This window comes from Ruegeria sp. N8, assembly GCF_056531325.1.
Genome location: NZ_JBQFLQ010000008.1, coordinates 11,918 through 25,108, shown reverse-complemented (window position 1 = coordinate 25,108; position 13,191 = coordinate 11,918). Strand labels below are relative to the sequence as shown.

At 61.5% G+C, this 13,191-nt stretch carries 13 protein-coding genes; 8 read left to right on the top strand and 5 right to left on the bottom strand.

Translation table 11 applies throughout. From position 1 onward, the window contains the following. Positions 1–75 precede the first annotated feature (75 nt). On the bottom strand, positions 76–2,448 hold the full coding sequence (locus ACR0C5_RS15055) for a mechanosensitive ion channel domain-containing protein (RefSeq protein WP_480877642.1): 2,373 nt from the start codon (positions 2,446–2,448) through the stop codon (positions 76–78). 367 nt (positions 2,449–2,815) lie between these two features. Between ACR0C5_RS15055 and ACR0C5_RS15050 the strand changes: the two genes are divergently transcribed. Genes ACR0C5_RS15050 through ACR0C5_RS15020 form a run of 7 tightly spaced genes read left to right on the top strand, consistent with a single transcriptional unit; the run spans position 2,816 to position 9,307 of the window. Further along, positions 2,816–4,030 (top strand): glycosyltransferase family protein, encoded by a 1,215-nt coding sequence (locus ACR0C5_RS15050; protein WP_480877640.1) that lies wholly within the window; start codon positions 2,816–2,818, stop codon positions 4,028–4,030. Further along, positions 4,027–5,274, top strand: coding sequence for a glycosyltransferase (locus ACR0C5_RS15045; protein ID WP_480877638.1), 1,248 nt, complete (start codon positions 4,027–4,029; stop codon positions 5,272–5,274). Before ACR0C5_RS15050 ends, ACR0C5_RS15045 begins: the two co-directional genes overlap by 4 nt. Continuing rightward, the gene (locus tag ACR0C5_RS15040; protein ID WP_480877636.1) at positions 5,274–6,350 is read left to right on the top strand and encodes a glycosyltransferase family 4 protein; all 1,077 of its coding nucleotides are present in this window, start codon (positions 5,274–5,276) and stop codon (positions 6,348–6,350) included. Before ACR0C5_RS15045 ends, ACR0C5_RS15040 begins: the two co-directional genes overlap by 1 nt. Further along, complete coding sequence (locus ACR0C5_RS15035; RefSeq protein WP_480877634.1) at positions 6,347–6,931, top strand: histidine phosphatase family protein; 585 nt, start codon at positions 6,347–6,349, stop codon at positions 6,929–6,931. The genes ACR0C5_RS15040 and ACR0C5_RS15035 overlap by 4 nt, the downstream gene beginning before the upstream one ends. Beyond that, positions 6,928–8,070 (top strand): glycosyltransferase family protein, encoded by a 1,143-nt coding sequence (locus ACR0C5_RS15030; RefSeq protein ID WP_480877632.1) that lies wholly within the window; start codon positions 6,928–6,930, stop codon positions 8,068–8,070. Before ACR0C5_RS15035 ends, ACR0C5_RS15030 begins: the two co-directional genes overlap by 4 nt. Continuing rightward, complete coding sequence (locus ACR0C5_RS15025; protein ID WP_480877630.1) at positions 8,067–8,834, top strand: polysaccharide deacetylase family protein; 768 nt, start codon at positions 8,067–8,069, stop codon at positions 8,832–8,834. Before ACR0C5_RS15030 ends, ACR0C5_RS15025 begins: the two co-directional genes overlap by 4 nt. Next, complete coding sequence (locus ACR0C5_RS15020) at positions 8,831–9,307, top strand: class I SAM-dependent methyltransferase (RefSeq protein ID WP_170782954.1); 477 nt, start codon at positions 8,831–8,833, stop codon at positions 9,305–9,307. Before ACR0C5_RS15025 ends, ACR0C5_RS15020 begins: the two co-directional genes overlap by 4 nt. Positions 9,308–9,329: 22 nt before the next feature. Here the strand turns inward: ACR0C5_RS15020 and ACR0C5_RS15015 are convergent, their stop codons facing one another. Further along, on the bottom strand, positions 9,330–10,469 hold the full coding sequence (locus ACR0C5_RS15015; RefSeq protein WP_170769870.1) for an alpha-D-ribose 1-methylphosphonate 5-triphosphate diphosphatase: 1,140 nt from the start codon (positions 10,467–10,469) through the stop codon (positions 9,330–9,332). 52 nt (positions 10,470–10,521) lie between these two features. Between ACR0C5_RS15015 and ACR0C5_RS15010 the strand changes: the two genes are divergently transcribed. Next, positions 10,522–11,205, top strand: coding sequence for a DUF1045 domain-containing protein (locus tag ACR0C5_RS15010; RefSeq protein ID WP_170782956.1), 684 nt, complete (start codon positions 10,522–10,524; stop codon positions 11,203–11,205). Here ACR0C5_RS15010 and phnN read toward each other — a convergent pair. The 3 genes from phnN to phnK are packed head-to-tail and all read right to left on the bottom strand — an operon-like array spanning position 11,187 to position 13,189. After that, positions 11,187–11,735 (bottom strand): phosphonate metabolism protein/1,5-bisphosphokinase (PRPP-forming) PhnN, encoded by a 549-nt coding sequence (gene phnN / locus ACR0C5_RS15005; protein WP_170790317.1) that lies wholly within the window; start codon positions 11,733–11,735, stop codon positions 11,187–11,189. The genes ACR0C5_RS15010 and phnN overlap by 19 nt on opposite strands. Further along, positions 11,732–12,415 carry a phosphonate C-P lyase system protein PhnL gene (gene phnL, locus ACR0C5_RS15000; RefSeq protein WP_480859656.1) on the bottom strand — a complete coding sequence of 228 codons (684 nt, stop codon included), beginning with the start codon at positions 12,413–12,415 and terminating at the stop codon, positions 11,732–11,734. The genes phnN and phnL overlap by 4 nt, the downstream gene beginning before the upstream one ends. 3 nt (positions 12,416–12,418) lie before the next feature. Then, positions 12,419–13,189, bottom strand: a complete 771-nt coding sequence (phnK, locus tag ACR0C5_RS14995; protein WP_480877626.1) for a phosphonate C-P lyase system protein PhnK — start codon at positions 13,187–13,189, stop codon at positions 12,419–12,421. Positions 13,190–13,191: the final 2 nt, after the last annotated feature.

Below are 13,191 nucleotides of genomic sequence, written 5' to 3'. Positions count from 1 at the left end.
CGGTACGCGCGGCCCGGCCCAACGCTTTTGGATGCGTTTCGTCAGAAACGCGGCCCAAAGGGGCGGGAGCGCACCCTACCTGTCATCCCCTCCGCCGGGGCCGATATCGTCCAGATAATCTTCGTCTATCGCGGCCTGCACCGCGCCGGTTACCGCCTCGCGCTGTTTCGGTGTCAGGTCTTCGGACGCTTTCTCATCGGCCAGACGCACCGTCACTTCGCGGTGGGCAAAGCGGATGCCTTCACGGGCGAACAGTTCGCGGATTTCCTGATAGACCTTCTTGCGCACCAGCCACTGATCACCCGGCTTGGTCATGAACTTGACGCGGATGATCATCGCGGAATCCTGCATCTCGATCACACCCTGCGACTTGAGCGGCTGGATGAAATTGTCGCCGATGACCGGGTCGCTCAGCAATTGCTGCCCCAGCTTCTTGATCAGTTTGCGCACCTTCTCGACATCAGTGTCATAAGTCACGCGCAAGGGTAGCTTCATGATCACCCAGTCACGGGAATAGTTGGTCAGCACCTTGATCTCACCAAAAGGAATGGTGTTCAGCGCACCCAGATGATGACGCAGCTGGAACGACCGGACCGATATTTTCTCGACAGTGCCTTTCACATCACCAATGTCGATATATTCCCCTTTGCGGAACGCATCATCCATCAGGAAAAACGCCCCCGAGAAAATATCCCGCACCAGCGTCTGCGATCCAAACCCAACGGCCAGACCCACAACACCCGCGCCCGCAAACAGGGGGCTGACATTGATGCCCATTTCCATCAGCGCGATCAGCGCAATGGTTACGACAACCACCGCCAAGATCGCCCCCCGGAACAGCGGCAGCAGAGTGGCTAGACGGCTTTGCCCGCCTTCGCCACCTTCATCGCCCAGCTCGGCCTCGGCCCCGCCATCGTCAATCTCTTCAGCAATCTTGCTGTCAATCCAGATGCGGAAGAAATGGAACAGGACATAGCCAATGAAGATGATCACCATCACGTCCAGGAAACGCTCGATAGGCAGTTCCTCGCTCCAGCTGGCATCCGGGTTCCAGATGACGACCAGCGCGTAAAGCCCAACCACAAAGGCCAGAATACCAGCCACACGGCGCGCCAGATCCTCGTACGTCACGATGGAATGCGCGCGTTTTTCGGCCAGAGGGGTCTCGATTAACTCCTCCTCGGGCGCATCGGCGTCTTCGGCGTTCATCTCCTCCATCTGACGGTTGCGGTCGAAATACCGCTCAAGCAGATAGTTCATCGCACCGTAAGCGATCACCACCGACATAAAGATGGCATAGCTACTGGCCACGATCGGGATCGAGTTCTGGTTTTCAAGCACCAGATCGACAGCCAGTTTGAACCAGCTGAACACGATATAGACGATCAGCACAGGTGCCCAAGCCAGCGAGATGAAACGCAGGATCCACGACACTTGTTCCTTGGTACGTCCTCCCCGGATGGCATGGGAAATGGCACGCCCATTGAACGCGATCATCAGCAAATTGCCCAACGCACCCAACATGGTCAGGCCGCCATAGACCATGGCATAAACGTTATAGTTCAGCCCGAAATCCGCGACCCAGGTCGAAAACATCACGACCGAGATGTCATAGGTCGCAATCGCCGAAGCCCAGATATAAAGCCGTTTGGCGTCCCGGTCCGAAAACGGCGGCAGGCGGTACTGGCTAAGATAGGGCGACAGCACCATACGCCACAGATCGGACACCGTGCGCGACAGGAAGAAGGCCGCGAATATCGCCGTGACCGTGAACTGGATCGAGATATCTTCGGCCTCGCCGAAAAACAGGAACCCGACGATCAGGGCCATCAGCATGGCAAAGATTGTACCCCCGATCCCCATAAGGAAGCGGAACACCAGAAACGGCATTTTTTCGCGGTAGCCCTGCGGATTTTCCTTGGATCGCGCGACCACGATTCCCTTGGCGATGCGCTTGCCGTAGATCTCGGTCGACAGCCACCGCCCCAGTAGCAGGAACAGGATGTTCCAGAACAGCACCTCGACATAGGTCTGGATTCGGCCATCGGGGCTGGTTTGGCGCAGGACGTATTTCACCTCGAAAATCGAATAAGGCAGCGCCTCAAGCCGCGACTGCATCGACTCGCGGAATTTCGAAAACCGCTCCTGCGCTTTCATCAATTGCGACCCATCGGCCATCTGGTCGCCTGCGGCGTCCTGATTGGCCTGTGCCGGTGCACCCGACGATACGATTTTCCCCGCACTGTCGATGACGATTACGCTAGCACCAGCCTCGGTTGCTGAGCGGATCGCAGCAGCCAGATCCCCATCTTCCGAGGCCTCGTCGGTGCTGTCCGCACCCGTTGTGTAGCCGGGAATGAGCGATGTTTGCGCTTCAGCTCCGCCTGCAAAAGTCAACGCGATTGCCCAGGTCAACAGCGCAAAAACGGCAAATAATCTTGTTGTCATCGGGTCTTTCATCCACGTCCGCATTTGCCCCGCAGCCTATAGAAGCACAATCCCGTGTTCAAATGCTCAACAGATGTCGACCCCAGTTCGTCTTTCCACGTGTTCCCACCGCAATAGCGGTGACCGAAGTATTTCCATCGCGATGGAAAGTGAATAAGACCGGGCCGGACAACAATTGAGGTTTTCGACCCGGAACCTGATGTAGAGCAAAGCGACGTTGGGCCATTTCATTGCAACATGTAGCCAAATCGCAATGTTTGTCGGTTTTGACCCGCCGGAACCGCGTTTTTTGCAAGCCGACCGAAAACAAATACGATAGAAGTGCACCCGCGCGGACATGCACCAAGACACGGACACAGGCAAAAGTATGAGCCTTAAAAGAAAACAGAAAATAGCCGGACGTGCGCCCCGTATTCTGTTCTACAGCCACGACACCTTTGGTTTGGGTCATCTGCGCCGCTCGCGTGCTCTGGCCGCTGCAATGACACAGGCGGACCCTTCGGCCTCGGCACTGATCCTGACCGGCTCGCCCGTTGCCGGGCGGTTTACCTTTCCGCGTCGGGTGGATCACGTTCGTCTACCCGGTGTTACCAAACGCGCTGACGGGTCCTATGCCTCACAGACCATGGGCATGGGTATCGAAGAAGTGACCGAACTACGCTCGGGTTTAATCCGAACGTCAGTGCAGCAATTCGATCCGGATGTGCTTATCGTCGACAAGGAACCTACCGGCTTCCGGGGCGAGCTGCTGCCGACCCTTGACTGTCTGATGCAAAGCAGAAGAACCAAAATGGTCCTTGGATTGCGCGACGTTCTGGATGAGCCCGAGGTTCTGGCCGCTGAATGGGATCGTAAAGAGGCGGTCGCTGCAACCGAGGCCTATTATGACGAGATCTGGGTCTATGGGCTACGCTCGATCTACGACCCGACACGTGGCCTACCGCTGAGCCCCGAGGTGCAATCGCGCATCCATTGGACCGGCTATCTGCGCCGTGATCTTGGCCCCGTGGGCGAACCGCCCGAGCAGCCATATATCCTGATCACCCCCGGAGGGGGCGGCGACGGCAAGGCGATGGTGAACCTTGTTCTGTCGGCATACGAAAAAGACCCCACCCTGTCGCCCCGCGCCGTGCTGGTCTATGGTCCGTTCCTGTCGGGCGAGTTGCGGGACGATTTCGAAACGCGCGTTGCGGCGTTGAACGGTCGCGTGACTGCTGTCGGTTTTGAATCCCAGATTGAAACCCTGTTTGCCGGGGCCGCCGGTGTCGTCTGCATGGGCGGCTACAACACGTTCTGCGAAGTGCTGTCCTTTGACAAACGCGCCGTCATTGTTCCTCGCACGACCCCGCGTCTGGAACAGTGGATTCGCGCCTCGCGCGCAGAAGAGCTGGGGCTGGTGCGGATGCTGGACGAAAGCCGCGATGGCCTGACTCCCGAGGCAATGATTGCAGCCATTCGCGCCCTGCCCGATCAGCCCCTGCCGTCCCAAGCCATTGGCGACGGGCTGTTGGACGGGCTGGACTATGTCACGGACCGCGTTGACTCCCTGCAGAACGGAGAACAGGAACGGGCTATCGGATGACATCTGCGCCTCCTAATCTGGCGGTGCTGGTCAAAGGGTGGCCGCGCCTGTCGGAAACGTTCATCGCTCAGGAACTGGTTGCATTGCAGGATGCGGGCCATCGGTTCGACATCTGGTCACTACGCCATCCCACCGACGTCAAACGCCATCCGCTGCATGACCGGTTCAAGGGTCAGGTGCATTATCTGCCCGAATATCTGTATCAGGAACCCCAACGCGTCTGGGCCGCGCGCCGTGCCGCGCAGGCCCTGCCCGGTTATGCCGAGGCCTACCGGATCTGGCGTGCAGATCTGCGCCGCGACCCGACTCACAACCGCATTCGCCGCTTTGGTCAGGCTTGCGTGCTTGCCGCTGAATTGCCGCAGGACACGCGGGTCATGTATGCGCATTTCATGCACACGCCGTCCTCGGTCGCGCGCTATGCCGCCATCATGCGCGGCCTGCCGTGGAGCTTCTCCGCCCACGCCAAGGATATCTGGACTTCTCCTGATTGGGAAAAAGCTGAAAAGCTTCAGGCCAGCACCCATGGTGCTGCCTTTGGTGCAACCTGCACAGCCATCGGCGCCGCACATCTGCGCGACCTGGCCGACGATCCCAAGCGGGTCGATCTGATCTATCACGGGCTGGACCTGAGTCGTTTTCCGGACCCGCCCGAGCGCACGCAGCGCGCGCCTGACGCGCCGTTTCACATGATCTCGGTCGGGCGGCTGGTCGAGAAAAAGGGCTTTGACCGCCTGATCGACGCCTTCGCGCTGTTGTCCGAGGGTCTGGACTGGCACTGGACGCATATCGGCGGCGGCACGCTGGCCGAAACGCTGGCCGGGCGTGCCGAAGATGCCGGGCTTGCAGGGCGGATCACCTGGAAAGGGGCCTGCGACCAGCCCGAAGTTATCGAAGCCATGCGCAAGGCCGATCTCTTCGTCCTGCCCAGCCGCATCGCCGCCGACGGCGACCGGGACGGCCTGCCCAATGTACTAATGGAGGCCGCCTCGCAAAAGCTGCCGATCCTGTCCACACCGGTTTCGGCCATACCAGAATTTATCGACACCGGAATCCATGGCCTGTTATCCGAAGATGCGCCCGCCGCACTGGCCGCAGCGATCACCAGGATGGCGCAAGACCCTGCTGAGGCGATGCAGATGGCCGGTAACGCCTTTGACCGCCTGATCGCCGAATTCCGTATGGATCCCGGTATTGCTTTGCTGTCCAAACGGCTAAGCACATTGGGGGCGGATCGGGGCTGATGGCACGCGTTGCGTTCTACACTCCGATGAAGTCCCCCGACAGTCCGGTGCCGTCCGGCGACCGGGAAATGGCGCGTAACCTTTTGGCAGCGATTGGTGCGCAGGGGGACGCGGTCGATCTGGTCTCGCATCTGCGCGTTTTCGACAAAACCGGCGACGCTCAGGTCCAGGATAAGCTGCGAACCGAGGCTGACGCCGAAGCCAAGCGCCTGATCCATACACTCTCGCCGGATACCGCCCTTTGGGTGACGTATCACAACTATTACAAGGCACCTGACCTGCTGGGCCCGCGTATCAGCCGGGCGCGGAAAATCCCCTATGTGCAACTGGAAAGCACGCGCGCGACCAGCCGTCTATCCGGCCCCTGGGCAGGGTTCGCCCAAGCCGCCCATGAGGCCTGCGATGCGGCACAGGTGATCTTCTACCATACGGCCAACGATCTAATCACACTGGAACGTGAAAGATACGGGTCACAGCAGCTGATCGAATTGCCGCCCTTCCTGCCTCGCGCGGACCTTCCGGGTGCGGCGGTTTGTGAAGGCCCTATGCTGGTCGTCGGGATGATGCGGCACGGGGACAAGCTGGCCTCGTACCAGATTCTGGCACAGGCTCTGGCGTTGCTGGGCGGCGCCTGGTCTCTGGATATCGCGGGCGATGGCCCGGCGCGGGCCGAGGTTGAGGCTTTGATGGCGCCTTTTGGGGCGAAAGTTCGGTTTCTGGGCCAATTGGATCGCGCCGATATGCAGGCGCACTATCAAAAGGCGTCGCTGTTGGTCTGGCCTGGTGTGAACGAAGCCTACGGCATGGTTTATCTTGAGGCGCAATCCTGCGGCCTGCCGGTCGTTGCGCAAGACCGTCCGGGCGTGCGCGACGTTCTGGCCCCGTCGGACTACCCAACGGTCGAGGACGGCCCGGCCGGGTTGGCCCATCGGCTGCAAACCCTTTTGGCCAATCCCTCACTGCGCCGAGACATTGGCGCTGCGGCCCAAGCGCATGTTGCCGCGCGCCATCTTCAACCCGCCGCCACCGAACGCTTCTGGCAAACGGTGCGACCCCTGATCGGAGGGCAGAAATGACCCAGCTTGCCTTGCTCCGCCATGGACATACGACATGGAACCGCGCCGGGCGCATCCAAGGGCGCAGCGATATTCCATTGGATGACGCGGCCCGGTCCGAGCTTGCGACTTACGCATTGCCCGAGCCGTGGGATCAGGCGGCGCTCTGGTCCAGCCCCCTGAAACGCGCGCATGATACGGCGCGTCTGGTGGCCGGGCGCGACCCCATGACGGCAGAGGCGCTGACCGAGATGAATTGGGGCGATTGGGAAGGGTTGCGCGGCGTCGATTTACTGGCTGAGCCCGACAGTGGCTATCGACATATCGAGCATTGGGGATGGGACTTCCGCCCCCCAAACGGAGAAAGTCCGGCCGAAGTTCACGACCGTCTGCGCCCGTGGTTTGGTGGCCTGACAGGCGACACGGTTGCTGTCTGCCATATCGGCATCATGCGGGTCATTCTGGCGCAAGCTTGGTCTTGGGAATTTGATGGACCTGCCCCTTTCAAAATCAAACGCAACCGGCTTTATATCATTGATATGAAGACCATGCGCGCCCAGACCGAACCTCTCCGCCTGATCAAAAGGGATGGCGCGGCATGAAGGTGATGATTGTCGTCACTCATCTGTTGGGCACGGGGCACCTGAGCCGCGCACTGACATTGGGGCGCGCGTTTGTGCAAGACGGCCATCAGGTTCTGGTGGTAACGGGCGGAATGCCTGCGCCGCAGCTGAATGTGACGGGCATGACCTTGCTGAGCCTGCCGCCGCTGCGCTCGGACGGAACAGATTTCACCCGGCTGCTGACCCAGACCGACGAAGTTGCCGATGTAGCATATCTGGCCGGGCGGCAGGCAGCTCTGGTTGAGGCGGTGCGCAGTTTTGCCCCTGATGTGCTGATAACCGAACTATTTCCGTTTGGCCGACGGTCCCTGAGCGCTGAGTTCATCGCCTTGCTCAAGGCCGCCTCTGCACTGCCCAAACGACCGGTGATTTTGGGCTCGATCCGGGACATCCTTGCGCCGCCCTCAAAACCAAGCAAAGCCACGCGCGCAGAAGAGATCGTGCGGACCACATACGATGGGGTTCTGGTGCATTCTGACCCGCAGATGGTTTCGCTGGACGTAAGCTGGCCAGTGTCAGAGCGGTTGCGCCCAAGGCTGTACTACACCGGGTTTGTCGCCCCGGAGGCGGCCCCTCCACACCCCGACGCGTTGGGGCAAGGTGAGGTTCTGGTCAGCGCGGGCGGAGGCTCGGTCGGGCAGCCGATCTTTCGCGCGGCCATCGAGGCCGCCCAAAAGATGACCAACATGCGCTGGCGCCTGCTGGTTGGGGGGCAGGACGCTCAGGTGCGCATTGCTCAACTGTCGGATTTGGTGGGCATCGCCAATATCACCGTGGAACCTGTGCGACCCGATTTTCGCCAGATGCTGCGCCACGCCGCAGCCTCGGTCAGCATGTGCGGCTACAATACAGCACTTGATATTCTTCAGGCCGCGACACCTGCGGTCTTTGTCCCGTTCGATGACGGCAATGAGGTCGAACAGACCTTGCGCGCCCAAAGCCTATCGGATCAGCCGGGGGTCGCATTGGTTGCCAGCCACGATCTGAGCGGTGCATCCCTTGCACAGGCTGTAGACCGCGTTCTGAACGCACCCGCGCGGCCCGTTCCCGACCACGGATTTGACGGCGCGGCCAAATCTGTCGAGATCGCCAAGGCTCTGCTGGAGCGTCGGGGATGAAGGTCGATTGGCACTCTCTGGAAGCAGAACTGGCACTGTGGCGGCAAGAGGGATTGTCACTGCCGCTTTGGTGGCGGGATGACGATGCGATCACCACAACCCCGCAATTGGAGCGTCTGACTCAGCTGTCCGACGCGCTTGGGCTGCCTGTTCATCTCGCCGTGATCCCACGGAATGCCGATCACGCTTTGGCCGACTATGTACAGGCACATTCAGCGCTGGTCCCAGTCGTCCACGGCTGGGCGCATCAGAACCATGCTCCGGCGGCCGAAAAGAAAGCCGAATTCCGGCTGCACCGACCCTTGCCCGAGATCATGAAAGACGCCAAAGCCGGGCTGGATAGGTTGACCACCCTGTTTGGGCACCGGCTACGGCCGCTATTCGTGCCCCCGTGGAACCGTATCGCGCCCGAAGTAGTGCAGAACTTGCCGACGCTGGGTTTCACAACACTTTCGACCGCGACACCGCGCAAAATCGCGCAAACCGCACCGGGGCTGGATCAGGTGAACACCCATCTAGACCCGATTGACTGGCCCGGCACGCGCGGGCTGATCGCGCCGGATCAGCTTGTCGTCCAGACCGTCGATCTGCTTCGCGACAGGCGTTTGGGACGCGCGGACAACGCCGAACCCTTCGGCTACCTGACCCATCATCTGGTTCATGATGACGACATCTGGACCTTCACCCATGACTTCTTGCGGCGGCTTCTGGATGGGCCCACGACCCTCTGGACTGCCCCCGAGACCTTACGGAGACCTCAATGAGCCGATTGGATTCCATGCTGCGCCGCCTGACTGCCCAGCGCGACGGGCTGAACTGGGCGGTCGCGCAGATAGCGGACCACCCCGGAGACGTTCTGGACATGGGTCTTGGTAATGGCCGGACCTATGACCACCTGCGCGAAATCCTACCCGACCGGCGCATCTGGGTGATGGACCGGGTGCTGCAATGCCACCCCTCCAGCACCCCCCCTGCCGAGGATTTCCTGCAAGGCGAAGCTGAACCCATGCTGGAAAAACTGGCCCAAGGCGGGCCGAAGATCGCCATGGCACACTACGATTTCGGGCGCGGCATCAAGGCCGATGACGTGGCCGAAGCCGCCCGCCTCAGTCCCTTGATCGCGCAGGTCATGTTGCCCGGAGGGCTGCTGATCTCGGGGCAACCACTGGTAGGTTTTGACCAAATCACCGGGCCCGAAACCATCGCGCCAGACCGCTACCTGTTCTATCGCGCCTGATCAGACTGATCTGACGCACCAATCAGGCCACACGCCGTCCCCGCGACCAAACACCGTTCAACGCAGGAGCACCCTCGCGCAGACGGAACCGAATGACATCGGCGCGGGCACCTTCACGCAGCTCACCGCGATCCTGTAGACCCACAGCTTGTGCAGGTGTTTGCGTCACAGTGCGCAGACCACGCGCCATATTGCCCCACATATCGCCCAGGCGGGTTGCCGACAGCAGCAGCGCGGCGGGCACATAGTCTGACGACAAAATATCCAGATGGCCCAGATCAGCCAGTTCCTGCGCCGCGACATTGCCGGAATGAGACCCACCCCGGATCACATTGGGCGCCCCCATCATAACCTTGATTCCGTGATCGTGGCAGGCCCGGGCGGCCTCGACCGTGGTAGGGAATTCGGCCAGCGTGATGCCATGCCCCGCCGAAACGGCCACCTGATCCTGCGTCGTGTCATCGTGGCTGGCCAGCATCGCCCCGAACCGTTTGGCGGCCTTGACCGTCTCGACCTCGTGCTGATCGCCGAACCGATCGCGCAACGCCTTCAGTTGTGCCACGTGCTGCAGGAAGTCATCATCGTTCATGCCATGCTTGCCCTTCATGTAGGCCTCAAGCTGGGTCATATCGCGGAACTGCCTCTGGCCGGGCGTGTGATCCATCAGCGACACCAAACCGACGCGATCCTCGGGGCCGAACTCGTCCAGCTCGGCCACGAGGGTTTCCGAGCAGACCTCGGCCCGCAGGTGTAGAAAATGGCTGATCTTCAGCGCATCCTGTTCGCGCAGATCCCACAGTTCGCGCGACAGCTCGCGGGCGTATTTCTTGTAGCGGTTGCCCGATGGGATCGAACCGATGCGCATGGCGTCGAACACAGTGGTGATCCCGGTGCTGGCCAGTTCCGCATCGTGCGCCAAAATCGCCGCCGCGTGGGGCCAGTCGACTTTGGGGCGCGGCTGGATGTGGCGTTCCAGATTGTCCGTGTGCAGTTCGACCAGACCGGGGCAGACATAGTCGCCGCCGCAATCCACTGCGCCGGGCGGCACGGTGCTGCCCGTGGCGATCTCGGCGATGGTTTCACCGGTGACGCGGATGCTGCCTGTGACCGTCTCATCGGGCAGAACCAGCGTGGCATTGGCAAGGATCATTTCTTCTGTCATCTGAACTTCACACGGTCTGAGCTATTGGGTAGGCCACGCATAGGAGGCCAATGTGACATTCACGCGATACGCGATCTATTTTGCGCCACCCGAGGGGGCCGAGTGGACCCGGTTTGGCACAAGCTGGCTGGGCTGGGACGTTGAGACCGGCGCGACGGTCGCGCACCCCGATATCCCCGGCGTGGATGTGGCCGCCGTCACGCAGGTGCCGCGCAAATACGGGCTGCACGCGACGATGAAGCCTCCGTTCCGACTGCGCAACGGGCAGACGGTTGAGGCGCTGCGCGATGCTTGCGCGCAGATGGCCTCTGCGCAGGCTCCGGTCACGTTGGAGGGGCTTGAGATCGCACGACTGGGCCGGTTCCTGGCCCTGCGCCCCGCAGGTGGCGAGGCCGCGCTGAACGCGCTGGCCGCCGCCTGCGTGCGTGATCTGGACAGCTTCCGCGCGCCCGCATCCGAGGCCGAATTGCAGCGTCGTCGTGGCACCGGGCTGTCGCCAGCGCATGAGGCCAATCTGGTGCAATGGGGATACCCTTACGTGATGGACTCGTTCCGCTTTCACATCACCCTCAGCGGCAAGTTGGACAAACCCACGCTGGCCACCGTTCAGGATGCGTTGGACACGCGGCTTGCGCCCCTGCTGCCCACGCCGTTCCACATCACCGATCTGGCGCTGATGGGCGAGACCGAGGACGGGCGGTTTCACCTGATCCATCGCTATGCCCTTTCCGGCTGAAGCTGGGTCAGGATGGCACTGACCGTCTGGTCCAGCGGACCGGAATTGTCGATCTGCACCACCCGGCGCAATCCATCGGGCAGCGTGATCTGCGCGCGTTCAAGCCGACGAGCCTGATCCGTCGCACTTTCGCGCCCACGCGCCGACAGGCGCTGCGCCAGCACCCGCGGGTCGGCAGTCAGCGAGATCACGACCAGATCACCAAACACCTCTTGCGCGCGCAAAAGCACGGATCGGGACAGGTTCACCAAAACTGCATCCGCCTGCCCCCGCAGCTGCTGGATGCTTTGGGGCACCCCATACAGCAACCCATGGGCCGGCCAGTGCAGGGCAAAGGCATCCTCATCCACCATCTGCTGAAATGTGCCTTCGGAGACCCGGTCGAAATCTTCGCCGTCCTCGCCCTCGGGGCGGGTGATCACCCGGCGCATCCGGTGGATACGTGCGGAGCGCGCCTCTAGCGCCTCGATCACGCTGTCCTTGCCAACGCCCGAGGGTCCGACGACCGCAATGACCGGTGCAAGGGTCATGCGGCCATCCCCGGAGTGAAGTCCGAGACGTTGATCTCTCGATCACACACCCGGTCACGCGCGCCGACATCGTGGAAAATGCCGATGATGGCCGCTCCACGCGCTTTGGCCTCTTCGATCAGACTCAGCACGGTTTCGCGGTTTTGAAGGTCAAGCGAGGCGGTGGGCTCATCCAGCAGCATCGCCGGATAGTCATGCGCAAAGCCCCGCGCGATGTTCACGCGCTGCTGCTCACCGCCCGAAAAGGTCGTGGGGCTAAGCGTCCAAAGGCGTTCAGGAATATTCAGCCGCGCCAACAGCCCTGCCGCCTTGTCGAGCGCCGACTGACGGTCGCATCCGACGGCCAGCAGAGGCTCGGCCACCACCTCAAGCGTCGGCACGCGCGGCACCACCCGCAGGAACTGGCTGACATAGCCCAGAGTGTCCCGCCGCAGGGCCAGAATCTCGCGCGGTTCAGCCTGCGCCACATCCACGCCGCCCACCATGACTTGCCCCGAGGCGGCCAGATAGTTGCCATAGATCACCCGCATCAGGGTGGATTTGCCCGCCCCGGACGCTCCGGTCAAAGCCACGCATTCCCCGGGGGCCACGCTGAGTGTCGCGCCCTCCATCACAGGGATCACCGCGCTGCCCTGATTGTGCAGGGTAAAGCTTTTGCTGACGTTGTTCAGTTCAATCATCTCTCACACCTGCAACACGCTTGAGACCAGCAACTGCGTGTACGCATGTTGCGGATCGTCCAGCACCTGATCGGTCAGGCCGGATTCGACCACATGACCGTCTTTCATCACCATCAGCCGGTCCGCCAACAGGCGCACCACAGCCAGATCATGCGTGACGATGATGGCGCTCAACCCCATCTCGCGCACCAACCCGCGCAGCAAATCCAGCAGACGCGCCTGAACCGAAACATCCAGCCCGCCCGTCGGTTCATCCATGAAAACCAGCCGAGGCCCGGTCACCAGATTGCGCGCGATCTGCAACCGCTGCTGCATCCCACCGGAAAAGGCGGTGGGGCGGTCATCGACGCGGTTCGCTTCGATCTCGACCCGGCCCAGCCAGTCGATGGCCTTGTCGCGGATGTCACCATAGTGACGGTCGCCCACGGCCATCAGACGCTCACCAATATTACCGCCCGCGCTGACTGTCATACGCAGCCCGTCGCGGGCGTGCTGGTGGACAAAGGCCCAATCGGTGCGGCCCAGCATCCGGCGCTCGGGTTCCGACATCGTCACCGTATCCACCGGCCCGTCGGTTCGTGTATCGAAAACAACCCGCCCCTCGTCCGGTTCCAGATGACCGGCCAGACAATTCAGCAACGTCGACTTGCCCGAGCCGCTTTCGCCCACAATTCCCATCACCTCACCGGGATAGAGATCAAAGCTGACGTCGGTACAGCCGATCCGGGTGCCATAGGTTTTTCGGATGTTCTGAACGCTTAACAGCGGGGTCATGG

Bases quoted from the DNA above. Each gene is read 5' to 3' on its own strand.
- phnL (WP_480859656.1), bottom strand. From the start codon at position 12,415: ATGATTGAACTGAACAACGTCAGCAAAAGCTTTACCCTGCACAATCAG.
- phnK (WP_480877626.1), bottom strand. From the start codon at position 13,189: ATGACCCCGCTGTTAAGCGTTCAGAACATCCGAAAAACCTATGGCACC.
- ACR0C5_RS15035 (WP_480877634.1), top strand. From the start codon at position 6,347: ATGACCCAGCTTGCCTTGCTCCGCCATGGACATACGACATGGAACCGC.
- ACR0C5_RS15015 (WP_170769870.1), bottom strand. From the start codon at position 10,469: ATGACAGAAGAAATGATCCTTGCCAATGCCACGCTGGTTCTGCCCGAT.
- ACR0C5_RS15030 (WP_480877632.1), top strand. From the start codon at position 6,928: ATGAAGGTGATGATTGTCGTCACTCATCTGTTGGGCACGGGGCACCTG.
- ACR0C5_RS15025 (WP_480877630.1), top strand. From the start codon at position 8,067: ATGAAGGTCGATTGGCACTCTCTGGAAGCAGAACTGGCACTGTGGCGG.
- ACR0C5_RS15045 (WP_480877638.1), top strand. From the start codon at position 4,027: ATGACATCTGCGCCTCCTAATCTGGCGGTGCTGGTCAAAGGGTGGCCG.
- phnN (WP_170790317.1), bottom strand. From the start codon at position 11,735: ATGACCCTTGCACCGGTCATTGCGGTCGTCGGACCCTCGGGCGTTGGC.
- ACR0C5_RS15050 (WP_480877640.1), top strand. From the start codon at position 2,816: ATGAGCCTTAAAAGAAAACAGAAAATAGCCGGACGTGCGCCCCGTATT.
- ACR0C5_RS15020 (WP_170782954.1), top strand. From the start codon at position 8,831: ATGAGCCGATTGGATTCCATGCTGCGCCGCCTGACTGCCCAGCGCGAC.
- ACR0C5_RS15055 (WP_480877642.1), bottom strand. From the start codon at position 2,448: ATGACAACAAGATTATTTGCCGTTTTTGCGCTGTTGACCTGGGCAATC.
- ACR0C5_RS15040 (WP_480877636.1), top strand. From the start codon at position 5,274: ATGGCACGCGTTGCGTTCTACACTCCGATGAAGTCCCCCGACAGTCCG.